The organism is Escherichia sp. MOD1-EC5189 (assembly GCF_002966045.1).
Classification (GTDB): Bacteria; Pseudomonadota; Gammaproteobacteria; order Enterobacterales; family Enterobacteriaceae; genus Escherichia; species Escherichia coli_F.
In genome coordinates, this window is sequence record NZ_PTRX01000022.1 from 64,294 (window position 1) to 87,174 (window position 22,881).

Here is a 22,881-nt window from a genome sequence, read left to right on the forward strand (position 1 = left end):
TATTTTTTTGTCCTGAATGATGTTTGACACTACCGAGGTGTACTATTTTTACCCGAGTCGCTAATTTTTGCCGCAAGGTGCTAAGCCGCGAGGAAAGCGAGGCTGAACAGGCAGTCGCCCGTCCACAGGTGACGGTGATCCCGCGTGAGCAGCATGCTATTTCCCGCAAAGATATCAGTGAAAATGCCCTGAAGGTAATGTACAGGCTCAATAAAGCGGGATACGAAGCCTGGCTGGTTGGCGGCGGCGTGCGCGACCTGTTACTTGGCAAAAAGCCGAAAGATTTTGACGTGACTACTAACGCCACGCCAGAGCAAGTGCGCAAACTGTTCCGTAACTGCCGCCTGGTGGGTCGCCGTTTCCGTCTGGCTCATGTGATGTTTGGCCCGGAGATTATCGAAGTTGCGACCTTCCGGGGACATCACGAAGGTAACGTCAGCGACCGTACGACCTCCCAACGCGGGCAAAACGGCATGTTGCTGCGCGACAACATTTTCGGTTCCATCGAAGAAGACGCCCAGCGCCGCGATTTCACTATTAATAGTCTGTATTACAGCGTGGCAGATTTTACCGTCCGTGATTACGTTGGCGGCATGAAGGATCTGAAGGACGGCGTTATCCGTCTGATTGGTAACCCGGAAACGCGCTACCGTGAAGATCCGGTACGTATGCTGCGCGCGGTTCGTTTTGCCGCCAAATTGGGCATGCGCATCAGCCCGGAAACCGCAGAACCGATCCCACGCCTGGCTACCCTGCTGAACGATATTCCTCCTGCACGCCTGTTTGAAGAATCGCTTAAACTGCTACAAGCGGGCTACGGTTACGAAACCTATAAACTGTTGTGTGAATACCATCTGTTCCAGCCGCTGTTCCCGACCATTACCCGCTACTTTACGGAAAATGGTGACAGTCCAATGGAGCGGATCATTGAGCAGGTGCTGAAGAATACTGACACGCGTATTCATAACGATATGCGCGTCAACCCGGCGTTCCTGTTTGCCGCCATGTTCTGGTATCCCCTGCTGGAAACAGCACAGAAAATCGCGCAAGAGAGCGGCCTGACTTATCACGACGCTTTCGCGCTGGCAATGAACGATGTGTTAGACGAAGCCTGCCGTTCACTGGCGATCCCGAAACGGCTAACCACTTTAACGCGTGATATCTGGCAGTTACAGTTGCGCATGTCCCGCCGTCAGGGTAAACGCGCATGGAAATTACTCGAACATCCGAAGTTCCGTGCCGCTTATGACCTGCTGGCACTGCGTGCTGAAGTAGAACGCAACGCCGAGCTACAACGTCTGGCGAAATGGTGGGGTGAGTTCCAGGTTTCCGCGCCGCCGGACCAAAAAGGGATGCTTAACGAACTGGATGAAGAACCGTCACCGCGTCGTCGTACTCGTCGCCCGCGCAGACGTGCGCCGCGCCGTGAGGGCACCGCATGACAGTGGCGTATATTGCTATCGGCAGCAATCTGGCCTCTCCGCTGGAGCAGGTCAATGCTGCCCTGAAGGCAATAGATGACATTCCTGAAAGCCGCATTCTTGCCGTTTCTTCGTTTTACCGCACCCCACCACTGGGGCCGCAAGATCAACCCGATTACTTAAACGCAGCCGTGGCGCTGGAAACCTCTCTTACAGCTGAAGAACTCCTCAACCACACACAGCGTATTGAGTTGCAGCAAGGTCGCGTCCGCAAAGCTGAACGCTGGGGACCGCGCACGCTCGATCTTGATATCATGTTGTTTGGTAATCAGGTCATAAACACTGAGCGCCTGACCGTTCCGCACTATGATATGAAGAATCGTGGATTTATGTTGTGGCCGCTGTTTGAGATCGCGCCGGAACTGGTGTTTCCTGATGGTGAAACGCTGCAAGCAAGACTCACTACTTTCCCTCCCTGCCCACAGCACTGGTAAACCACATTTCTGGAAAAGCGTATTGGGTAATGCAATGTTGTATAATATTATTTTATAGTTTCAATGAATTAATTCTCTCTCCCCCATCATAAAAATCACAAAAAAACAGCATTAAACATATAATTACGGCAAATATATTTTCATTACCTATATTAACTTTTCTCTTTATAAGAGGTTTTTAATGATAATGAACCAGTTTATTCTGGGTACTATGCCTCACTCCCGGTATTAGCACTGGATAGCGCTTAACTGGATTCTGTCAGGCTGGGACGGGGCAACAAGAGCATACAACGACCAGTCCTTAACGCGTGATTATTAATTTCTACAGCGTATCATCATATTATTTAAATCTGCCCAACCTCACCAAATACATTCATAAAATGCATAATGATAATAAATCATAAAATACATTCACCGAAGATATTTCTCTTTAAAGAGCGTGACATTTATAATAAGTATTGGTGAGAAAAATCACCCCCATTAATTTTTATAAGGATATTCCCATGTTAAAAAAAAGTGCTATTGCTGCGGCATTAGTGATGTTCACCACTTCTGCTTTCGCGCTGGATGGCGGTCAATTAGATTTCGCGGGTTTGGTGAGTGACAACACTTGCGTCTTGCACGTCAACGGTGGCGCCCAGGACGGTCAGATTACCCTGCAAACCGCCACAACCACTGAAGTTAATCAGGCCGGTGTTGTCCAACTTGCCAGCCCTGGCGCAAAACCGGAAGCCTTCTCTATTACGATCGATTGCTCGGACGATCCACAGGGCGCCTCTGCCAATCTGAGCATGGGTTCCGTGTTCTTCAGCAACAGTCAGGGCACTCTGAACAACGATCTCTCCATTAGCCAGGCGGCTACCGGGGTCGCGATTGCCATTCACTACCTTACCGATGCCACTACCTACGAACAGATGAGAGTTAACGACAGCACTGATGTTAAAAACCTGCTGTTTACCAACGGCAAAGCGGTTTACAACTTTAAAGCGTCATATGTAAAACAGGCAGCAACAGTTAACGCAACGGCAGGTTATGTCAAAACCAACGCCGCTTATACAGTGACTTACCAGTAAATATCTGCGTCACCCGACAGCCCACGTGCTGTCGGGTCACTCAATAAGGATAGTGTTATGACCAGGATGTGTCAGTTTATTGTTTCCACTGCTTTCGTCGCATCGACAGCCGTTTTCAGCCTCACCGCGCAAGCAGATATTGTGCTTTCCGGTACGCGCATTATTTATAATGCCGACCAGAAAGACGTCACATTGCGCATGGAAAACAAAGGTGCCCGCCCATTATTAGTCCAGACCTGGATTGATACCGGCAGCGAGAATGCCGACCCCAGCACATTGAAAGTGCCTTTTACCGTGACGCCGCCGGTTTCCCGCGTTGATGGTAAAAAAGGCCAAACGGTTAAAATTGCCTGGAACGCCAGCCAGACCCTTCCAGCCGATCGCGAAAGCGTTTATTGGTTCAACGCGCTGGAAGTTCCCCCCAAGATGAACGATGCCGATGCCAAGGGAAAAAACATTCTGCAATTGGCTTTCCGTACCCGTATCAAGCTGTTCTATCGCCCAACCAGCCTGGCGGGTAACCCGGCTGATGCACCAAAACAGTTAACCTGGCGTCTCCAGTCTTCAGCCGGAAAAGTGGTGCTGCAGGCAACAAACCCAACGCCTTATCACGTCTCATTCAGCAGTATTACCCTTGCCTCAGGCGGTAATAAATATACCGTGGAAAGCAGTATGGTCGAGCCCAAAAGCAGTGCGGAAATGGTGGTAAAAGGCGCTCCCCGTTCTGTGTCTGGCGCAACAGTTGAGTACTCAGCCATTAATGATTTTGGCGGTGGCATTGACGGCAAAGTCAAACTTTGATGCCCACAGACGAGATCGGCTGAGATCGTACAATGAAGATCCCCCACGATGGCAAAAGAATTCAACGATCGCCGCTCGCTTGCCTGATTGCGTGTAGCCTGCTGCCCTGCACACAAAATGTGTGGGGGGCAAACGAGACCGTTGAGTTTGATAACACGTTCCTGATGGGCGCAGGCGCCAGGGATATTGATGTCAATCGTTACAGCAAAGGTAACGCAACATTACCGGGGCGCTATGACGTCAGCGTGTTTATTAATAACCAGGCCAGCGCCAATCTGAAAATCGAGTTTATTGAATTAGACCCTGAACACGCTGCTCAGCCCTGTATCTCCACCAACACATTATTACAACTGCATATTCGCCAGCCAGAAAAGTTAGCGGATAACGCAATTTTGCAAAAACGCGAAAACGCTGTGCAGGATTGCCTGAACGTAGAGGTTGCTATTCCGCAATCGAGCGTCGCTTACAATAGCAACGATCAGCGGCTTGATATCAGCATGCCGCAAATCTGGCTGCAGAGAACCTATGCCAACTATGTCGATCCGTCGCTGTGGGATGAAGGCATCAATGCCGCAATGCTCTCTTACACCCTTAACGGCTGGCGCAGTGAATCCCCCAATCAAACCACAGAAACCAGCTACGCCGGACTGATGGGCGGTATCAATTTATGGGGATGGCATTTTCGCTCACATGGTAACTATTCGTGGGACAAAGAAGACGGCGGCAGTTTTGAATTTCAGGATAAATATCTGCAACGCGATATCGCCGCGCTCCGCTCTCAGCTGGTAATGGGTGAAACCAATACCACAGGAGAAACCTTCGACTCGGTGCCTATTCGCGGGCTGCGACTCTATAGCGAAAGCCGCATGCTGCCCCCTACGCTGGCGTCGTATGCGCCCGTTATCCGTGGCGTGGCAAACTCTAACGCGAAAGTCACGATCACCCAAAACGGTTATAAAATTTATGAAACGACCGTGCCGCCAGGGCCATTCGCGATTGACGATCTCACCCCGGCAGGGTTCGGCGCCGATCTCGAGGTGACCATCACCGAATCGGACGGTTCAAAGCGTACGTTTAGTCAGGCTTATTCATCGGTGATCCAGATGATGCGTCCCGGCGTGGGCAAATGGGATATCAGCGCCGGTGAGGTCAATAAAGAGGAACTCCAGGATAAACCGAACCTGCTGCAAGGAACCTACTATTACGGGTTGAGCAACACCTTCACCGGCTACACCGGCCTGCAAATGACCGATAACGGCTACTGGGCCGGTTTATTAGGGTTGGGGGTGAATACATCGCTGGGCGCTTTCTCCTTCGATGTTACTCAGTCTCATGCCGAAATTCCTGACGATAAAACCTATAGTGGACAGAGTTACCGTGTTTCATGGAACAAATATTTCGCGCCTACCGAAACCTCACTCAACATTGCCGCCTATCGCTACTCCACTGAAAACTATCTGGGGCTGAACGACGCGTTGACGCTGATTAATTCTGCCAACCATCCTGATGAAGAGGGCTATTCGGGGATTGTCAGTTATGCACGCATGAAAAATCAGTTCAGCGTTAGCATTAATCAAACGTTAAAAAGTGATGAACGTGACTATGGCTCTTTCTATGTGAATGGCACATGGACAGATTACTGGGTAACCAACTCATCACAGAGCAGTTTTGCCTTTGGCTACAGCAATGCCTTTAACTGGGCGAGCTACAGCGTCAGCCTGCAACGGACATACGATGAAGACAATAAGAAGGATGACTCGATTTATCTGAGTGTGACCATTCCGCTTGATAAACTGCTTGGCCGCAATAGCCATCAGGGCGGGTTCAAAACCCTGAACACCAGCGTTAACAGCGACATGAAAGGGAGCTCACAATTTAACGCCAATGCCTCGGGCTACAGCCAGGATAATCGCTGGAGTTACAGCGTGAATACCGCCTATAACGTGCAGAAAAACAGCGACAGCCTGAAAAGTATCAGCGGTTATACCAGCTATGAGTCGCCGTGGGGAACATTTTCAGGCTCAGCCTCCACCAGCAGCGATCGCTCACGTCAGTATGGGCTCAGCACCGATGGCGGTTTTGTACTCCACCGCCACGGTCTGACCTTCAGTAACGACAGTTTTACCGACTCTGACACGTTGGCGCTGATCAACGCCCCGGGTGCAAAAGGCGCGCGCATTAACTTTGGTAACAGCACCATCGACCGTTTTGGCTACGGCGTGACCAGTTCACTGTCACCGTACCGGGAAAATACCGTCGCGCTCGATGTTAACGATCTGGATAACGACGTGGAGCTCAAAAACACCAGTAGCGTCGCCATTCCGCGCCAGGGTTCCGTCATTTTCAGCCACTTTGACACCGATACCGGGCGCTCCGCCATTCTCAATTTACTGCGTAGCAACAATCAGCCCGTGCCGTTTGCTTCCGATATTACCGACGAAAAAGGGACCTCTATCGGGACCGTCGGTCAGGGCAGTCAGGCATTTGTACGCGGCATTGCCGACAGCGGTGAACTGACGGTCACCTGGTATGAGAAAAATAGTCGCCAGCAGTGCCGTATTCATTATCAGATACCGTCATCACCCACCATGACCGGTAAAACCATCGTACTCAACGGCGTGCCATGCACCCAGCAATAATGTTCCAGGAGAGGAAATGAGAGCTTTTTTACTACCGCCCCTGCTGCTGCTGACGTCGCTTTGTCTGCGCCCCGCACTGGCAACCGATCTTTCGGTGAACTTTACCGCGACCATCAAAGAGACGACCTGTGCCATGACGCTCAACGCATTGAATGGGGCCAATATCAGCGGTGATACCGCAACAAATAACTATTATCTGGATCTGCCTGATATGGGTGTTTCAGACATTGTGAATAAATCGTCACTGTCGGAGGCTAATTTTAAAATCCTTGCCAGCAATTGTAATAACTATATTTCCGGCCTGTCGATGACTCTCAATGGCGCAGTCAGCAGCTATACAGATTCGTTAATCGGTAATGACCAGACCGTTTCCGGACATACCAACTATGTTGGTCTTGGTATTAAACGTATGAACGCTGATGAAAATCTCCGCTTTAAACTCAACGGTAGCCAGCGAGTCACCTGGACGAATGATGAAATAAGTAATGGATTAGATCTCACAGCCATGCTTCGTCAGACCACCACCGGGAATACGATCACCACAGGCCAATTCCAGGCCAAAGTGACTTTCGTCTTTACCTACCAATAGCAGGTTTGTTTATGAACTATCACAATATAACCTTTGTCTTGCTGCTGTGCTTTGGATATATCGCCATCGGCCACGCCGCCAGTAGCTCTATGGACGTTACGGTACGCGCTAAGGTTACTGCCAGTACCTGCACGGCTGAATTACGCAATGCGCAGGATCAGCAAGCCACCACCATCGCAATTGGCGATGTCTATCTCAACGAGCTTTCCGCTAAATCGAAATACCAGAACTTCAGCCTGGTGTTTTCAAACTGCGAAGGGTTAGCAAAGGATCAGGCAAAAGTTGTGCTTTCTGCACAGACGGGCTGCGATGGTGCTTCCAGTACCGGTGGCGGATACCGTAATGCACTGACGACAGCGGACGATGATGCGGCAACCGGTGTTGCAGTTGAAGTGTGGACGACCAACCAGCCAGAAGGTCAGGGCAGCATTCAGCTTAATTGTAAAACCAAACCGACCAGTATTGTCGATTTAACCACGGCAACAGGATCGAATATTGTCCACTGGCCGCTCAGTGCCCGAATTGTTGTCGCATCGGATAATACCATCGCGGATGTCCGTGCAGGTCAATTCTCCACCAATGCTATCTTTTCTGTAACCTATGAGTAGATGATGATGATGAAAACAGTTATCTACATGATTGCGTTTTGGTTTTCTTACAACGCCATTGCAGCCAGTACCAATATTAATATGACTGCCAATATCATCAGCACCAGTTGCCGGGTCACGCTCGACAATAATGGAAATATTGATTTAGGCACAGTGGATTATAGCTATCTGAATAATAATACCTCTGTCGATCGCGTCTATTCTGGCGGGCACCCCTTTTATATTACCGTCAGCGACTGCGCGCAGGTGGCGGGAAAAAATCCCGCCCACCTGACCGTCAGCTTTACGCCTCTGGCAGGCACCCTTGCGCCAACCAACCTCCAGGTATTCGCCAACCAGCAGGTCAACGGTGCAAAAAATGTCGGCGTGGTTATTTTATCGACCGAGGACGCACAGCATATTTTCAATGTGCTCGACACGCGTGGTCAACCGCAAAGTATTTACCCCGTGACGCCCGAAACGATCGCTAACGCGACATACCACTTTTACGCTCGGATGCAAAAAATTGACCCTACACAAGCGGTAACCAGCGGCGTGGTAAAAGCGAGCGTATTTGTTGGGGTCTATTATGAATAATCTATATCACTCTCAAGGATGAAGAGATGAACACGCAACATTTTTCCCGGTTTAAGCGGTGGTGTCTAACACTGCTGGTTCTGTTGCCCTTCTATTCAGGCTGCCTGCACTCTGCCGACACAATAATCGTCGGCGACAAAAGCTATTCAGGCTCGACGAATAACAATGCCGGGCCACAGGGGGATGGCAACGCAACGGCAACGTTCAGCACAGGGGCGAATCAGATAGTGATCCCAACCTCAGCGGGGCTACAAAGTAGCAACCTCAGGCTCCAGTTGGGTTCGATGGATTCAGCCTCATCTGGAAATGGCCTGATTTACTGTGGAGCTGGCGGAATGGGAACACCATTAACCCTGGAGAGCCATTTCGTGGATGCCCAGGTGAGTGCTGATGGTCACAAGCTCTTTAAAACCAATGTGCAGGGTCTCTACTTCAGGATGCACATGTACCGTGTGAGCTCATTCAAAACAACCTCCAGCAGCGATATCTATATCGGTGATACCCCCCAACAAACACTGACCTTAATTCCCGATAGTTCCGTATGCGTCGCCAATCAGGGAAAATACACAGCAATAGGCGGTCTGGTCAGTAAAATTGATATTGAGTTTTATAATGATGGCACCTTCAATCCCAATACGACAGGTAGCATCGCTTTACTGAGCAACAAGGGATATCACTATTCAGTGACAAATGCAGCGCCTGGTGGTGCATTGACCTCGCACTCTATTTATCAGACGTTCAATATGGGTAATGTGACGCTTAGCTCGCCAACCTGTACCTCAGCGGTCGTTTCGGGGAATACAGTTCAGGGAGATACCGTCAGCCTCGGTGAATATAACCCCAAAGACATCATTGATGGCGTTGACGGCATCCCTTTTGGTATAGCACTAAAGAACTGTTACCGGGTCACCAATATCGAGGTCAAAATGACTACCGGCGCCCCTGCAATGTCGGCTGCGTTATTGGGTAATTCGTTAACCGCCGAAGCCAATGCCGCCAACGGCGTAGGCGTGGAGATAAAAGGAAAATCGAACTCACATTATGCCGAGGTTGTTCTTCACCCTAATGACACCCATTCTGTTTATAAAGCCTATGTCGATACAGCTGACACGTCGAATGGCATTATTGGTTCAGGCACATCGGGAACCGCAGCAAATCAAACGCTAAATTTTGTCGCCACTCTCAAACAAGACAACAATCAACAAATCAGAGGCGGTGATTTCAAAGCGACCGCCGTTTTCTCTATCACTTACCCCTGAGCCCCGCGCCGGCAGGTTCCCCTGCCGGTTTTAACCACAAAGGGCTAACACTCATCACTGACATCCCCTACAATGCGCCAATCCTATAGATAACACTTATGACTAACAGGGGTTATGATGAAACCGACCACCATCTCCTTGCTGAACAAATACAAACAAGAAAAAAAACGCTTCGCCACTATTACCGCTTACGACTACAGCTTCGCTAAATTGTTTGCCGAAGAAGGACTTAACGTGATGTTGGTTGGCGATTCGCTGGGCATGACTGTTCAGGGGCACGACTCCACACTCCCGGTAACCGTTCAAGATATCGCCTACCACACTGCTGCCGTACGTCGTGGCGCACCAAATTGCCTGCTGCTGGCCGACCTGCCGTTTATGGCGTACTCCACCCCGGAACAGGCCTTTGAAAATGCCGCCACAGTAATGCGTGCCGGAGCCAATATGGTCAAAATTGAAGGCGGCGCATGGTTGGTTGAGACGGTACGAATGCTGACTGAACGCGCAGTTCCGGTTTGTGGTCATTTAGGTTTAACCCCACAGTCAGTGAATATATTTGGCGGCTACAAAGTACAAGGGCGTGGCGATGAAGCGAGCGATCAACTGCTCAGCGATGCGTTAGCCTTAGAAGCCGCTGGTGCACAGTTGCTGGTGCTGGAATGCGTGCCGGTTGAACTGGCGAAACGCATTACCGAAGCGCTGGCGATTCCGGTAATCGGTATTGGCGCGGGCAACGTCACCGACGGGCAAATCCTCGTGATGCACGACGCGTTCGGTATTACCGGCGGCCATATCCCTAAATTTGCAAAAAATTTCCTTGCCGAAACTGGCGACATCCGCGCAGCAGTGCGTCAGTATATAGCTGAAGTGGAGTCCGGTGTTTATCCGGGCGAAGAACACAGTTTCCATTGAGGAGTCACGTTGTGTTAATTATCGAAACCCTGCCGTTGCTGCGTCAGCAAATTCGCCGCCTGCGAATGGAAGGCAAACGCGTAGCGCTGGTGCCTACTATGGGTAACCTGCACGATGGTCATATGAAGCTGGTCGACGAAGCCAAAGCCCGCGCCGATGTGGTCGTCGTCAGTATTTTCGTTAACCCAATGCAGTTTGACCGCCCGGAAGATCTGGCTCGTTATCCACGCACTTTGCAGGAAGACTGCGAGAAACTAAACAAACGTAAAGTGGATCTGGTTTTCGCTCCCTCGGTAAAAGAGATCTATCCGAACGGTACAGAAACCCACACCTATGTCGATGTTCCAGGCCTTTCCACCATGCTGGAAGGTGCCAGCCGTCCAGGACATTTTCGCGGCGTATCGACCATCGTCAGCAAACTGTTCAACCTGGTCCAGCCGGACATCGCCTGCTTCGGTGAAAAGGATTTTCAGCAACTGGCACTGATCCGCAAAATGGTTGCCGATATGGGCTTCGATATTGAGATTGTCGGAGTGCCGATTATGCGCGCGAAAGACGGTCTGGCGCTCAGTTCCCGTAACGGCTATCTGACGGCGGAACAACGTAAAATTGCGCCGGGTCTGTACAAGGTCTTAAGTTCAATTGCCGACAAATTGCAGGCTGGCGAACGGGATCTCGATGAAATTATTGCTATTGCCGGGCAAGAACTGAATGAAAAAGGTTTCCGTTCCGATGATATTCAGATTCGCGATGCCGACACCTTGCTGGAAATCGCTGAAAACAGCAAACGAGCGGTGATTCTGGTAGCCGCCTGGCTTGGCGATGCTCGCCTGATCGACAACAAAATCGTCGAACTGGCGTAATACTTATACTCTAAATAATTCAAGTTGCAGGAAGGCGGCAAGCGAGTGAATCCCCAGGAGCTTACATAAGTAAGTGACTGGGGTGAGCGAACGCAGACGCAGCACATGCAACTTGAAGTATGACGAGTATAACTGGCGCTACGGCTGATGGCGCCAATTATTAATTTGCCCCACATCATGGCGATGACGTCTGTAAGCGATTATTCATATCGCAGGCAATTTAGTTAATCAGCTTATCAAGCTCAGCAAGAGGTAAATTTGCCATCTCTGCAACGTCTTCCCGAGACATTCCTTTACTCAGAAGACGCAGGGCGAATTCTTGCCTTTCCTCCTGTCTTCCCAGCTGAATCCCCTTCTCAATCCCCTTCTCAATCCCCTTCTCAATTCCCTTCTCAATTCCCTTCTCTTCAAACCACTGCGCCAACGTCATCATAGACTCCCCTCCCGTTTCCCTGTCTCTCACCACACCATAAAACAAATCCGCTTGTTCAGTATGACCGCGTTGCAGCATATAGTTTTGCATGGCAACTAACTGACTTCCGCTAGTGTACCCTTCGTCAATCAGCGTGACCAGTTGCTCCAGCAATAACATTAAGTCGCGCTGGCGAATATGTTTTTGCAGCAGTTCGAGAATCGCAATCCGCCGATGTTGCATGATTTCGTCATCCGGTGTGATAGTGATATCCACCAGCGGGAAAGGACTGTTATAGACGCGTCGCGCCAGCTCCGGCGAGTAAAACATATCAAACCAGCACATTGAGAGTGGATAAGGCGTGGCCTCGCCCTGATAAAACAAAATCGGCACCACCAGCGGCAGCTTATCGTGGTCAGCCTCCAGATGCCGGTGCATGGCGGCAATAGAATAACGCATCATACGAAACGCCATTTTTTTGTCCGGCTTGCTTTGGTGTTCAATCACAACATGTAGATAGCCCGTATTACCCTGCATTTGCACGGAATAGAGCACGTCAGTGCTGTGCCCTTTCAGGCTTTCTTCAATAAAACTCCCCGACTCAAGATGCAGCGTGTCGAGGTCACACAGTTCGCGTAGCTCCGCTGGCAAATGGATATCCAGAAAGTCGCGAGCCGTTTCCGCGTGCATTAAAAATTGTTTAAACACCGCATCATGCGGTGTGGTACTCGGTGCATCCATCTTCCCTGCCTTCCGTGTTGTCTTGCGTGAAGGCAGTATCCAGTCAAGGCGCGCCGTCGTCAGCCGCCTCTTTAGTGTTTACCGAGCAGCGTTCAGAGAAATTTCAATTGGTTACATGTGTTACATGGCTCGCTTCGGCACGGTACGCAAACTGCTGATGCAAATGCCGTCAGATGAGTAGACACTAAACAAAAATCGGGCAATACTGCGTGAGAATTTCCTCAAAGCAGGCACCGCCTGCTTCGTTAACGACAGGGTAGAAAGGTAGAAGTTATGATTCGCACGATGCTGCAGGGCAAACTCCACCGCGTGAAAGTGACTCATGCGGACCTGCACTATGAAGGTTCTTGCGCCATTGACCAGGATTTTCTTGACGCAGCCGGTATTCTCGAAAACGAAGCCATTGATATCTGGAATGTCACCAACGGCAAGCGTTTCTCCACCTATGCCATCGCGGCAGAGCGCGGTTCGAGAATTATTTCTGTTAACGGTGCGGCGGCCCACTGCGCCAGCGTCGGCGATATTGTCATCATCGCCAGCTTCGTCACTATGCCGGATGAAGAAGCCCGTACATGGCGACCCAACGTTGCTTATTTTGAAGGCGACAATGAAATGAAACGTACCGCGAAAGCGATTCCAGTTCAGGTGGCCTGATAATCACCCCTGCGGCTGGTTACTCACCAGCCGCGACATCGTCTCCAGCGAATCCGTTCTTAAGATATAAAGCCGTTTTAGTAACAACGGATTATCCCCCGGTTTTACTTTGCCTTTCATGGTGGTCACTGCCAGATGAAATCCGGCTTCACGTGCCGCCTTCACCGCTTTGTCATTAAAACCGCCAAACGGATAAGAAAGATACAAGACATGTGGATTAAACTGCGCCAGCGCCCGACGCGATCGCGCAAAATCAAACAGAATATTGTGCTCACTACGGCTCAGTAATATGGGGCGGCGATAGCCATCTATCCGATGCAAAAAATGAGTATGTGACTGGAAATCAAATACATCACGAATTTCGTTAAGCTCAGAAATGCTCATAAATTGCAGCGATTTTGGATCCCATTTCTGCGGGTGACGTTTGATGCGCGAGGTAACAATAAATGCCGTCGCCTTCATACCATAGTGTTTCAACACAGGATACGCATAGCGGCTAACCGACTTGAGACCATCATCAAAGGTAATCACCACGGCACGTGCCGGGAGATTAATGTTATTCTGCACGTAACCTTCCAACTGCGTCATGCTCAGTGTCGCGTATCCCCTGTCGCGCAGCCTGGCCATCTGGTTATTGAAGGCGCGTACCGAGGTGGTCGTCGAAGTATGGCGAAAACGGGTGTTTTCTTCGTCGCGCAGAATATGATGATAGGTTAGCACCGGCAGGCCATTGTCGGGTTGGGCATCCAGCGCGCTGATATAGGCCAGTCGATCGCCAATACGGATCTGATACCAGGTTTGGTTTAACCTGTCTTTCAGTTTATGCAAAATCGGATAACGCAAATTGTCCGCCAGTACCCCCAATGGCGCACTGCCCACACTCGGCGCGTTATAAACCGGCGTATCTTTCCAGGTAATTAAGTTCTGATTACTCAGCGGCTTGTTGAGGTCACCCAAACCGTCTTCAACTTTTTGTCGCCCCTGAACCGGCTCGAGATGACCTTTATCGATAAACCCTTTGCCAAAGCCAAAATTAAATGCGTAATAACTTGCGGCAGTGGGCTCCACGGCAATGATTTGTCCGGCCCGAATATTCCCTACCGTCACCATTTTGTCGCCAATTTGCGCCCAGACCGCGGCATTTTCGATGGTTTGCATATAACGGGCAGGCAATGCGGCACTGACGCTTGTGGTAAACAGCATCAGCAGGAGAATAACAGCTTGTTTATACATGAAAAAATAACCAGGGATGAAACAACGCTTTTATTGTAGCAAAAGCGTCATCAGGATCGCGGGTTAATACTCATACAAATTATGTTTGAGGACGAAAGGCGGATTTTTTTGTTGTTGGTGCCAAAGACTACTGACCTCCGGCGCCCCCAGTTCGACAATTCGCTCGCGAAACTCAGCGCTGGATAATGTTTCACGGTAGGCCAGCATCTGTTCAACTAACGGTAACGTTACCCCAGAAATCACTTCACAGCGGGAGTGTTTGTGGCTTAATAGCGAAGCCACGCGGTACGGCGGCGCTCCGGCAATATCAGTTAAAAAGATCACCCCATCGCCAGAGTCTGCTTCATGCAGAGCATCGCACATCATACGGCTGAGCATATTAGAACTTAATCCGCGCCAGAAATTCACGGCCCGGCACTGAAGAAGCGCCCCGTGTTTTTTCTCCAGCGCATCCAGTATCTCTTGCGCCCGATCATCGTGACAGGTAATAACCCAACCTAGCATCGCCTTCCTCCTTAGCCGAAAATCAGTCTACCCTGACCATGGTTGATAAAGGGTGATAGTCGTCAAAACTCCTCTCCCCCGAATCCAGAGGAGAGGAAATAGCCTTAGCTACGTAGACCACGCCCACGTTGGATCAGCGACCAGCAAATCAAATAAAACGCCACAATAAAGACCACCAGTACGCCAAAGGTAGTGACCAGCGGCACATCATTGATTCCGAGGAAGCCGTAGCGGAAACCACTGATCATATAAACGATCGGGTTCAGGTGCGACAGTCCCTGCCAGAACGGCGGCAGCAAAGTCAGGGAGTAAAAGACCCCGCCCAAATACGTGAGTGGCGTTAACACAAAGGTTGGCACCAGGCTGATGTCATCGAACGTTTTGGCAAACACGCCGTTCAGCAATCCAGCAAGGGAGAATAACACCGCCGTGAGCACCAGCGTTAAAGCGACAAATACCCACGAATGCACCTGAAACGGCACAAAAAACAGTGAAATTGCCGTCACCAGAATGCCAACAAACAGTCCGCGTGCTACGCCACCGCCGACATATCCGGCAATAATCACGTGAGTCGGTACGGGTGCAACCAGCAGCTCTTCAATATTACGCTGAAACTTGGCACCAAAAAATGATGAAGCGACGTTGGCGTAGGCGTTGGTGATTACCGACATCATGATCAGCCCCGGCACGATGAACTGCATATAGCTGAAGCCATGCATATCGCCGATGCGCGAACCAATCAGGTTACCGAAGATAATAAAATAAAGGGTCATGGTGATGACCGGTGGCACCAGCGTCTGCACCCAGATACGCATAAAGCGATGGATCTCTTTCGCCCAGATGCTTTTTAGTGCCACCCAGTAAAGATGCATCATGCGCGATCTCCTTGTTTTTCATTAACCAGTGAAACAAACAGCTCTTCCAGACGGTTAGCTTTGTTACGCATACTTAATACCTGAATACCCTGCTCACTTAACTGCGTGAACACGCTGTTAATCCCCTGCTCACGCAGCACTTCAACTTCCAGCGTAGCGGTATCGACCAGTCGATACTGATAGCCATCGAGCTTCGGCAATGGGCTTTTCGGCGCGAGATCGAGAATAAAAGTTTCCGATTTCAGCTTCGCCAGCAGCGCCTTCATCGAGGTATTTTCCACCAGCTCACCGTGTTGAATAATGCCGATATTGCGGCACAGCATTTCTGCTTCTTCCAGGTAGTGCGTGGTAAGAATGATGGTGGTGCCTTTATCGTTTAAATCCTTCAAAAATCCCCACATTGAGCGGCGAAGTTCGATATCCACGCCTGCGGTTGGTTCGTCAAGAATCAGCAGTTTAGGTTCATGCATTAACGCACGAGCAATCATTAAACGGCGCTTCATCCCGCCCGATAACATACGCGCACGTTCGTTACGCTTTCCCCATAAATCGAGCTGTTTAAGATACTTTTCGCTGCGGATGTACGCTTCTTTGCGCTCTACACCGTAGTACCCCGCCTGGTTCACCACAATTTGTTGCACGGTTTCAAACGGGTTGAAGTTAAATTCCTGCGGCACCAGTCCCAACTGACGTTTAGCGTTCACGACATCCTTCTCGAGATCGTAACCAAATACGCTGACCCGCCCGGAGGTTTTATTTACCAGAGAGCTGATAATACCGATAGTGGTTGATTTCCCGGCCCCGTTCGGCCCGAGAAGCGCATAAAAATCACCCGCTTCGACCTGCAAATCGATTCCACGAAGCGCCTGAACGCCGCCTGGATAGGTTTTTTTAAGCTGTTGAAGTTCCAGTGCAATGGTCATAAATTTTTACTTACCTTACGTTCTTACACTTTATCTGTGGTTTAAATCGTCCCGGAGTTGCCCTATATTAGCCAAACGTAATTATTTGGTTACAGGTCGTTAACCTCCATGAAAGACATAGATACACTCATCAGCAACAATGCACTATGGTCAAAAATGCTGGTGGAAGAGGATCCCGGGTTTTTTGAGAAACTGGCGCAAGCGCAAAAACCGCGCTTTCTATGGATTGGATGTTCCGACAGTCGCGTTCCTGCAGAACGTTTAACCGGTCTTGAGCCGGGCGAACTCTTTGTTCACCGTAATGTTGCTAACCTGGTCATTCACACCGACCTGAACTGCCTTTCCGTGGTTCAGTATGCAGTGGATGTTCTCGAAGTTGAACACATTATTATCTGTGGCCACTACGGTTGCGGCGGCGTACAGGCCGCAGTTGAAAACCCGGAACTGGGGCTTATCAACAACTGGCTGCTGCACATTCGCGATATCTGGTTCAAACATAGCTCATTGCTTGGCGAAATGCCGCAAGAGCGCCGTCTGGATACCTTGTGTGAACTGAACGTCATGGAACAGGTGTATAACCTGGGCCACTCCACCATTATGCAATCAGCGTGGAAACGCGGGCAGAAAGTTACCATTCACGGCTGGGCCTACGGCATTCACGACGGTTTGCTGCGTGATCTGGATGTTACCGCCACCAACCGCGAAACCCTTGAACAACGTTACCGTCACGGGATTTCCAATCTCAAGCTGAAACACGCCAACCACAAATAAAAACACCATGCCGGATGCAACACATCCGGCACATCCGCACTTACTCGTCCAGCAGCACTACTTTGCCGATGTACGGCAGATGGCGGTAACGCTGAGCGTAATCAATGCCGTAACCCACCACAAACTCATCCGAGATCGAGAAACCGATAAATTCTACCGGGACGTTCACTTCACGACGGGACGGTTTATCCAGCAGCGTACAAATCGCCAGCGACTTCGGTTCGCGCAGGCTTAAGATTTCACGCACTTTCGACAGTGTATTACCCGAGTCGATGATATCTTCAACAATCAGCACGTCCTTGCCACGGATATCTTCATCCAGATCTTTGAGGATTTTCACATCGCGGGTGGTGGACATGCCGCTACCGTAGCTGGAGGCGGTCATAAAATCGACTTCATGAGATACCTGAACTTCACGGCACAGGTCCGCCATAAACATAAATGAGCCACGCAGCAGGCCTACCAGCACCATATCGCTGCCGCTGTCTTTGTAACGCTCAGTAATCTGACGACCCAGTTCGGCGATACGCGCTTTAATCTCCGCTTCGGGGATCATTACTTCTACAGTATGTTTCATATCTCTAACCATATGATTTAAAAACAAATCACTTCGCACGGGCAGGTTTTGGCACCGCAACAAAGCGCAAGACACGCAGTATACCAGTAAAACTATTCATTGGCGGAATCTGTTAATAAAGCTCGAATTGTGATGACGATCACACATGTTAAAACCTATAATTAATTGCTACTAAAATATTAATGAATTGAAATGGTGTCTCTTTATGGCAATTAACAATACCGGCTCGCGACGATTACTCGTCACGCTAACAGCCCTATTTGCAGCGCTTTGCGGGCTGTATCTTCTCATTGGCGGAGGCTGGTTGGTCGCGATCGGCGGCTCCTGGTACTACCCTATCGCTGGCCTTATGATGCTCGGCGTCGCCTGGATGCTGTGGCGCAGCAAACGCGCCGCACTTTGGCTTTACGCGGCATTGCTGCTTGGCACCATGATTTGGGGCGTCTGGGAAGTGGGTTTCGATTTCTGGGCGCTGACGCCGCGTAGCGACATTCTGGTCTTCTTTGGTATCTGGCTGATCCTGCCGTTTGTCTGGCGTCGCCTGGTCATTCCTGCCAGCGGCGCAGTTGCCGCGTTGGTGGTCGCGCTGTTGATTAGCGGTGGTATCCTCACCTGGGCCGGATTTAACGATCCACAGGAAATCAACGGCACCTTAAGCGCTGATGCTACACCTGCCGAAGCTATCTCCCCCGTTGCCGATCAAGACTGGCCTGCCTATGGTCGCAATCAGGAAGGTCAACGCTTTTCACCACTGAAACAAATTAACGCTGATAACGTCCACAAGCTGAAAGAAGCCTGGGTGTTCCGTACAGGCGATGTGAAACAGCCGAACGATCCGGGCGAAATCACCAATGAAGTGACGCCGATTAAAGTAGGCGACACGCTTTACCTGTGTACCGCTCACCAGCGTTTGTTTGCGCTCGATGCCGCCAGCGGCAAAGAGAAATGGCATTACGATCCTGAGCTGAAAACCAACGAGTCTTTCCAGCATGTAACCTGCCGTGGTGTCTCTTATCATGAAGCCAAAGCAGAAACTGCTTCGCCGGAAGTGATGGCGGATTGCCCGCGTCGTATCATTCTCCCGGTCAATGATGGCCGCCTGATTGCGATTAACGCTGAAAACGGCAAGCTGTGCGAAACCTTTGCCAATAAAGGCGTACTCAATCTGCAAAGCAATATGCCGGACACCAAACCGGGTCTGTATGAGCCGACTTCACCACCGATTATCACTGATAAAACCATCGTGATGGCGGGTTCCGTCACTGATAACTTCTCAACCCGCGAAACGTCTGGCGTGATCCGTGGTTTTGATGTCAATACCGGGGAGCTGTTGTGGGCCTTTGATCCAGGCGCGAAAGATCCGAACGCGATCCCGTCTGACGAACACACCTTTACCTTTAACTCGCCAAACTCGTGGGCACCTGCGGCCTATGACGCGAAGCTGGATCTGGTGTATCTGCCGATGGGCGTTACCACGCCAGATATCTGGGGCGGTAACCGCACCCCAGAACAGGAACGTTATGCCAGCTCAATTCTGGCGCTGAATGCCACTACCGGGAAACTGGCGTGGAGCTATCAGACCGTTCACCACGACCTGTGGGATATGGATCTTCCGGCACAGCCAACGCTGGCAGATATCACCGTTAATGGTCAAAAAGTTCCGGTTATTTACGCTCCAGCGAAAACCGGCAACATTTTTGTGCTTGATCGCCGCAATGGTGAACTGGTGGTTCCGGCCCCGGAAAAACCGGTGCCGCAAGGCGCAGCGAAAGGTGATTACGTTACCCCTACTCAACCGTTTTCTGAACTGAGCTTCCGTCCGACGAAAGATTTAAGCGGTGCGGATATGTGGGGCGCCACCATGTTTGACCAACTGGTGTGCCGCGTAATGTTCCACCAGATGCGTTATGAAGGTATTTTCACCCCGCCATCTGAACAGGGTACGCTGGTCTTCCCGGGTAACCTGGGGATGTTCGAATGGGGCGGGATTTCCGTTGATCCGAATCGTGAAGTGGCAATTGCCAACCCAATGGCGCTGCCGTTCGTTTCGAAACTGATCCCACGCGGTCCTGGCAACCCGATGGAACAGCCGAAAGATGCCAAAGGCACCGGTACGGAATCCGGCATTCAGCCACAGTACGGCGTACCGTATGGCGTTACGCTCAACCCGTTCCTTTCACCGTTTGGTCTGCCGTGTAAACAGCCAGCATGGGGCTATATCTCGGCCTTGGATCTGAAAACCAACGAAGTGGTGTGGAAGAAACGCATTGGTACGCCGCAGGACAGCATGCCGTTCCCGATGCCCATTCCGGTGCCGTTCAATATGGGTATGCCGATGCTTGGCGGGCCAATCTCCACAGCGGGTAACGTGCTGTTTATCGCCGCTACGGCAGATAACTACCTGCGCGCTTACAACATGAGCAACGGTGAAAAACTGTGGCAGGGCCGTTTACCGGCGGGTGGTCAGGCAACACCGATGACCTATGAAGTGAATGGCAAGCAGTATGTGGTGATCTCCGCAGGCGGTCACGGTTCATTTGGTACGAAGATGGGCGACTATATTGTGGCTTATGCGTTGCCGGATGATGTGAATTAAGATTGACTCATATTGCTGACAAAGTGCGCTTTGTTCATGCCGGATGCGGCGAAAACGCCTTATCCGGCCTACTAAAACTCGCAAATTCAATAAATTGCAGAGTTCACGTAGGCCTGATAAGCGTAGCGCATCAGGCAGTTTTGCGTTTGTCAGCAGAATAATGCCCGGAGAGATCCGGGCATATTTCCGAATACGGTCTTTTTATACCGTAAACCCTAACATCATCCCCGTATCTTCATGCTCCAGCAGATGGCAGTGCGCCATATATGCATGTTCTTTCGGTGCGTCGTGATTAAACTTCACCAGGACTTCGCTGATATTACCTTCTACCTTAACAGTATCTTTCCAGCCTGCGCGATGCGTCGCTGGCGGTTTGCCATTTTCCGACAAGATACGGAACTGCGTACCGTGGATATGGAACGGATGCAGCATCATGTCGCCCACGCCAGAGATAACCCAACGCTCGTACTGCCCTTTCGCCGCCGCAAACATCGGCTTATTCATATCAAACGCCTGACCGTTGATTTTATTGGCATGGTGGAAATCGAACTTCCCGCCGTGGTTCATATGATTCATATTGCCGTGCCCCATATGGCCCATCATCTGGCTGTGGTCCATCCCGGCCATCGCCTGATCGCCATATTTCTCCATCAGCATCTGCATACCCATCATATCGAGCATCGGGTCCATAGAGAGTTGCAGCTTACGTACCGTCAGCCCTTCCAGCGAAGGTAATGCTGGCAGGCTACTTAACGCGTCAGGTAAGGCACCTGAAGCACTAATGGAAATCGGCTGGATCCGCATTACCGGATGCGGCTTGTCAAACGGTGCAATTGCCATTCCCATCTGGCTGACCGGTAGCGTCACCAGATCAAAGGGTTTGTTGTCGTTAACCTCCACCAGCACTTCGAAACGCTCGCCCATCAGCACCGGCAGCTCGCTCACCTTCACTGGTTCAGGTAGCAGACCACCGTCGCTGGCAATCACATAAAGCGGGCGATTGTCACTGGTAGCGAAATTGAGCGAGCGGGCGTTACAGCCATTGAGCAAACGCAGGCGCAGCCAGCCGCGCGGGGCGGCGTGTTGCGGGTAGATAGCACCATTGGTCAGCAGCGTATCGCCAAACCAACCCACGGCAGCGGTCATCACATCCAGTTGATAACCAATCTGCCCGTCAGCGTTAAATTTTTTATCCTGCACGATCACCGGGACATCATCGATACCCCACTGTTTTGGCAGCATTAATTTTAGAATCTCGTCATCTTCAATCACTACCAGCCCCGCCAGCCCCATCGCCACCTGTCGCCCGGTTTTGCCATGTTGATGCGGATGGAACCAGCAGGTAGCGGCAGGTTGATCAACGTTCAACGTCACCGTACGCTTGCCACCTGGCGGAATAATTCCCTGCGGGCCGCCGTCGACCTCACCCGGTACTTCCAGCCCGTGCCAGTGCAACGTCGTTTCTTCCGTCAGTTGGTTATAGATATCAACCGTTACCGCTTTGCCGCGCTGTAATTTCACCGCCGGCCCCAGCAGATTGCCGTTATAGCCCCAGGTAGTTGCCGTTTTCCCGCCAAAGGTGGACTGGCCTGTGCCAACAGTTAACTGAATACGATTGCGGGCATCAGTCGTGAGCAAATCAGGGATCGGTAACGTTGGACGCTCCGCCGCAAATACTGCGCGGCTCCACAGCGGCAAGGCTGAAGCAACGCCCAGCGCAATGGAATATTTCAAGAAATCACGACGTTGCATAGTTATTTCCTTATTCTTAAGCAGGCGAAACAAAATCAAACGTTGAGCATAGTCCTTCCCCTTACGGGAAGGTCAAGCCGCAGACACAATTTAATCAACAATAATGGTCGTCGCCTCGCTCGCAGTGTGCTAACGTTTATCTTCTTTAAGCCCCTGGTAGAAGCAATGAAGACGTTTTTCAGAACAGTGTTATTCGGCAGCTTGATGGCCGTCTGCGCAAACAGTTACGCGCTCAGCGAGTCTGAAGCCGAAGATATGGCCGATTTAACGGCAGTTTTTGTCTTTCTGAAGAACGATTGTGGTTACCAGAACTTACCAAACGGGCAGATTCGTCGCGCACTGGTCTTTTTCGCCCAGCAAAACCAGTGGGATCTCAGCAACTACGATACCTTCGACATGAAAGCCCTCGGTGAAGACAGCTACCGCGATCTCAGCGGCATCGGCATTCCCGTCGCTAAAAAATGCAAAGCCCTGGCTCGCGATTCCTTAAGCCTGCTTGCCTACGTCAAATAATCCCTGATACCTTTTTGTAGAAATATTGACCGTGCATCCGCGGTCAATGTTAGCTATTATGTTGCGCCCTTTTTTTACGGGTGTTAACAAAGGAG

Annotated in this window: 22 protein-coding genes; 15 read left to right on the forward strand and 7 right to left on the reverse strand. The window is 50.7% G+C overall.

Features of this window, described 5'->3' with window-relative positions:
• Positions 1–44: 44 nt before the first annotated feature.
• From pcnB to panC, 11 genes are all read left to right on the forward strand, one after another.
• Entirely contained in the window at positions 45–1,442 is a 1,398-nt protein-coding gene (gene pcnB / locus ATB02_RS18220; protein WP_203369798.1) for a polynucleotide adenylyltransferase PcnB, read from the forward strand.
• The gene (folK, locus tag ATB02_RS18225; protein WP_032302406.1) at positions 1,439–1,915 is read left to right on the forward strand and encodes a 2-amino-4-hydroxy-6-hydroxymethyldihydropteridine diphosphokinase; all 477 of its coding nucleotides are present in this window, start codon (positions 1,439–1,441) and stop codon (positions 1,913–1,915) included. The genes pcnB and folK overlap by 4 nt, the downstream gene beginning before the upstream one ends.
• Before the next feature lie 503 nt (positions 1,916–2,418).
• Positions 2,419–2,988, forward strand: a complete 570-nt coding sequence (locus ATB02_RS18230) for a fimbrial protein (RefSeq protein WP_032302405.1) — start codon at positions 2,419–2,421, stop codon at positions 2,986–2,988.
• A gap of 66 nt (positions 2,989–3,054) precedes the next feature.
• Entirely contained in the window at positions 3,055–3,789 is a 735-nt protein-coding gene (locus ATB02_RS18235) for a fimbrial chaperone (RefSeq protein ID WP_105272040.1), read from the forward strand.
• A gap of 32 nt (positions 3,790–3,821) precedes the next feature.
• Entirely contained in the window at positions 3,822–6,428 is a 2,607-nt protein-coding gene (locus tag ATB02_RS18240; RefSeq protein WP_105272027.1) for an outer membrane usher protein, read from the forward strand.
• A 16-nt stretch (positions 6,429–6,444) separates the two neighbouring features.
• Positions 6,445–7,017: a fimbrial protein gene (locus ATB02_RS18245; protein ID WP_105272028.1), complete on the forward strand. Its 573-nt coding sequence runs from the start codon at positions 6,445–6,447 to the stop codon at positions 7,015–7,017.
• Between the two features lie 11 nt (positions 7,018–7,028).
• On the forward strand, positions 7,029–7,625 hold the full coding sequence (locus ATB02_RS18250) for a fimbrial protein (protein ID WP_105272029.1): 597 nt from the start codon (positions 7,029–7,031) through the stop codon (positions 7,623–7,625).
• A gap of 6 nt (positions 7,626–7,631) precedes the next feature.
• A complete protein-coding gene (locus ATB02_RS18255) occupies positions 7,632–8,201 on the forward strand; it encodes a fimbrial-like protein (protein WP_241957642.1) in 570 nt (189 codons plus the stop codon).
• A gap of 26 nt (positions 8,202–8,227) precedes the next feature.
• Positions 8,228–9,460, forward strand: coding sequence for a fimbrial protein (locus tag ATB02_RS18260; protein ID WP_105272030.1), 1,233 nt, complete (start codon positions 8,228–8,230; stop codon positions 9,458–9,460).
• A gap of 117 nt (positions 9,461–9,577) precedes the next feature.
• The gene (gene panB, locus ATB02_RS18265) at positions 9,578–10,372 is read left to right on the forward strand and encodes a 3-methyl-2-oxobutanoate hydroxymethyltransferase (protein ID WP_105272031.1); all 795 of its coding nucleotides are present in this window, start codon (positions 9,578–9,580) and stop codon (positions 10,370–10,372) included.
• A gap of 11 nt (positions 10,373–10,383) precedes the next feature.
• Positions 10,384–11,235, forward strand: a complete 852-nt coding sequence (panC, locus tag ATB02_RS18270) for a pantoate--beta-alanine ligase (RefSeq protein ID WP_000905376.1) — start codon at positions 10,384–10,386, stop codon at positions 11,233–11,235.
• A 220-nt stretch (positions 11,236–11,455) separates the two neighbouring features.
• Here panC and ATB02_RS18275 read toward each other — a convergent pair whose 3' ends face one another.
• Entirely contained in the window at positions 11,456–12,388 is a 933-nt protein-coding gene (locus ATB02_RS18275; protein WP_105272032.1) for an Rpn family recombination-promoting nuclease/putative transposase, read from the reverse strand.
• 273 nt (positions 12,389–12,661) lie between these two features.
• On the opposite strand from ATB02_RS18275, the gene panD reads away from it, so the two are divergent.
• Positions 12,662–13,042, forward strand: coding sequence for an aspartate 1-decarboxylase (gene panD, locus ATB02_RS18290; RefSeq protein WP_000621515.1), 381 nt, complete (start codon positions 12,662–12,664; stop codon positions 13,040–13,042).
• A gap of 3 nt (positions 13,043–13,045) precedes the next feature.
• Here the strand turns inward: panD and ATB02_RS18295 are convergent, their stop codons facing one another.
• From ATB02_RS18295 to ATB02_RS18310, 4 genes are all read right to left on the reverse strand, one after another.
• Positions 13,046–14,275 carry a polysaccharide deacetylase family protein gene (locus tag ATB02_RS18295; RefSeq protein ID WP_105272034.1) on the reverse strand — a complete coding sequence of 410 codons (1,230 nt, stop codon included), beginning with the start codon at positions 14,273–14,275 and terminating at the stop codon, positions 13,046–13,048.
• Positions 14,276–14,338: 63 nt separating this feature from the next.
• Positions 14,339–14,779, reverse strand: a complete 441-nt coding sequence (locus ATB02_RS18300) for a PTS sugar transporter subunit IIA (protein ID WP_000901977.1) — start codon at positions 14,777–14,779, stop codon at positions 14,339–14,341.
• 104 nt (positions 14,780–14,883) lie between these two features.
• A complete protein-coding gene (locus ATB02_RS18305; protein ID WP_000972203.1) occupies positions 14,884–15,654 on the reverse strand; it encodes an ABC transporter permease in 771 nt (256 codons plus the stop codon).
• Entirely contained in the window at positions 15,651–16,577 is a 927-nt protein-coding gene (locus ATB02_RS18310) for an ABC transporter ATP-binding protein (RefSeq protein WP_000150637.1), read from the reverse strand. Before ATB02_RS18310 ends, ATB02_RS18305 begins: the two co-directional genes overlap by 4 nt.
• A 108-nt stretch (positions 16,578–16,685) precedes the next feature.
• Between ATB02_RS18310 and can the strand changes: the two genes are divergently transcribed.
• Positions 16,686–17,348, forward strand: a complete 663-nt coding sequence (gene can / locus ATB02_RS18315; protein ID WP_000651599.1) for a carbonate dehydratase — start codon at positions 16,686–16,688, stop codon at positions 17,346–17,348.
• A gap of 40 nt (positions 17,349–17,388) precedes the next feature.
• Here can and hpt read toward each other — a convergent pair whose 3' ends face one another.
• Positions 17,389–17,925, reverse strand: coding sequence for a hypoxanthine phosphoribosyltransferase (gene hpt / locus ATB02_RS18320; RefSeq protein WP_105272035.1), 537 nt, complete (start codon positions 17,923–17,925; stop codon positions 17,389–17,391).
• A gap of 205 nt (positions 17,926–18,130) precedes the next feature.
• Here hpt and gcd point away from each other — a divergent pair, with 205 nt between their 5' ends.
• Positions 18,131–20,521 carry a quinoprotein glucose dehydrogenase gene (gene gcd / locus ATB02_RS18325; RefSeq protein WP_105272036.1) on the forward strand — a complete coding sequence of 797 codons (2,391 nt, stop codon included), beginning with the start codon at positions 18,131–18,133 and terminating at the stop codon, positions 20,519–20,521.
• Between the two features lie 201 nt (positions 20,522–20,722).
• Here gcd and cueO read toward each other — a convergent pair whose 3' ends face one another.
• A complete protein-coding gene (cueO, locus tag ATB02_RS18330; protein WP_105272037.1) occupies positions 20,723–22,273 on the reverse strand; it encodes a multicopper oxidase CueO in 1,551 nt (516 codons plus the stop codon).
• A 165-nt stretch (positions 22,274–22,438) separates the two neighbouring features.
• On the opposite strand from cueO, the gene ATB02_RS18335 reads away from it, so the two are divergent.
• Positions 22,439–22,786, forward strand: a complete 348-nt coding sequence (locus ATB02_RS18335) for a YacC family pilotin-like protein (RefSeq protein ID WP_001295568.1) — start codon at positions 22,439–22,441, stop codon at positions 22,784–22,786.
• Positions 22,787–22,881: the final 95 nt, after the last annotated feature.

Bases quoted from the DNA above. Each gene is read 5' to 3' on its own strand.
- ATB02_RS18230 (WP_032302405.1), top strand. From the start codon at position 2,419: ATGTTAAAAAAAAGTGCTATTGCTGCGGCATTAGTGATGTTCACCACT.
- ATB02_RS18255 (WP_241957642.1), top strand. From the start codon at position 7,632: ATGATGAAAACAGTTATCTACATGATTGCGTTTTGGTTTTCTTACAAC.
- ATB02_RS18235 (WP_105272040.1), top strand. From the start codon at position 3,055: ATGTGTCAGTTTATTGTTTCCACTGCTTTCGTCGCATCGACAGCCGTT.
- ATB02_RS18310 (WP_000150637.1), bottom strand. From the start codon at position 16,577: ATGACCATTGCACTGGAACTTCAACAGCTTAAAAAAACCTATCCAGGC.
- can (WP_000651599.1), top strand. From the start codon at position 16,686: ATGAAAGACATAGATACACTCATCAGCAACAATGCACTATGGTCAAAA.
- ATB02_RS18240 (WP_105272027.1), top strand. From the start codon at position 3,822: ATGAAGATCCCCCACGATGGCAAAAGAATTCAACGATCGCCGCTCGCT.
- ATB02_RS18300 (WP_000901977.1), bottom strand. From the start codon at position 14,779: ATGCTAGGTTGGGTTATTACCTGTCACGATGATCGGGCGCAAGAGATA.
- ATB02_RS18295 (WP_105272034.1), bottom strand. From the start codon at position 14,275: ATGTATAAACAAGCTGTTATTCTCCTGCTGATGCTGTTTACCACAAGC.
- ATB02_RS18335 (WP_001295568.1), top strand. From the start codon at position 22,439: ATGAAGACGTTTTTCAGAACAGTGTTATTCGGCAGCTTGATGGCCGTC.
- cueO (WP_105272037.1), bottom strand. From the start codon at position 22,273: ATGCAACGTCGTGATTTCTTGAAATATTCCATTGCGCTGGGCGTTGCT.
- panD (WP_000621515.1), top strand. From the start codon at position 12,662: ATGATTCGCACGATGCTGCAGGGCAAACTCCACCGCGTGAAAGTGACT.
- ATB02_RS18260 (WP_105272030.1), top strand. From the start codon at position 8,228: ATGAACACGCAACATTTTTCCCGGTTTAAGCGGTGGTGTCTAACACTG.
- ATB02_RS18305 (WP_000972203.1), bottom strand. From the start codon at position 15,654: ATGATGCATCTTTACTGGGTGGCACTAAAAAGCATCTGGGCGAAAGAG.
- panB (WP_105272031.1), top strand. From the start codon at position 9,578: ATGAAACCGACCACCATCTCCTTGCTGAACAAATACAAACAAGAAAAA.
- ATB02_RS18250 (WP_105272029.1), top strand. From the start codon at position 7,029: ATGAACTATCACAATATAACCTTTGTCTTGCTGCTGTGCTTTGGATAT.
- ATB02_RS18245 (WP_105272028.1), top strand. From the start codon at position 6,445: ATGAGAGCTTTTTTACTACCGCCCCTGCTGCTGCTGACGTCGCTTTGT.
- ATB02_RS18275 (WP_105272032.1), bottom strand. From the start codon at position 12,388: ATGGATGCACCGAGTACCACACCGCATGATGCGGTGTTTAAACAATTT.
- folK (WP_032302406.1), top strand. From the start codon at position 1,439: ATGACAGTGGCGTATATTGCTATCGGCAGCAATCTGGCCTCTCCGCTG.
- gcd (WP_105272036.1), top strand. From the start codon at position 18,131: ATGGCAATTAACAATACCGGCTCGCGACGATTACTCGTCACGCTAACA.
- hpt (WP_105272035.1), bottom strand. From the start codon at position 17,925: ATGAAACATACTGTAGAAGTAATGATCCCCGAAGCGGAGATTAAAGCG.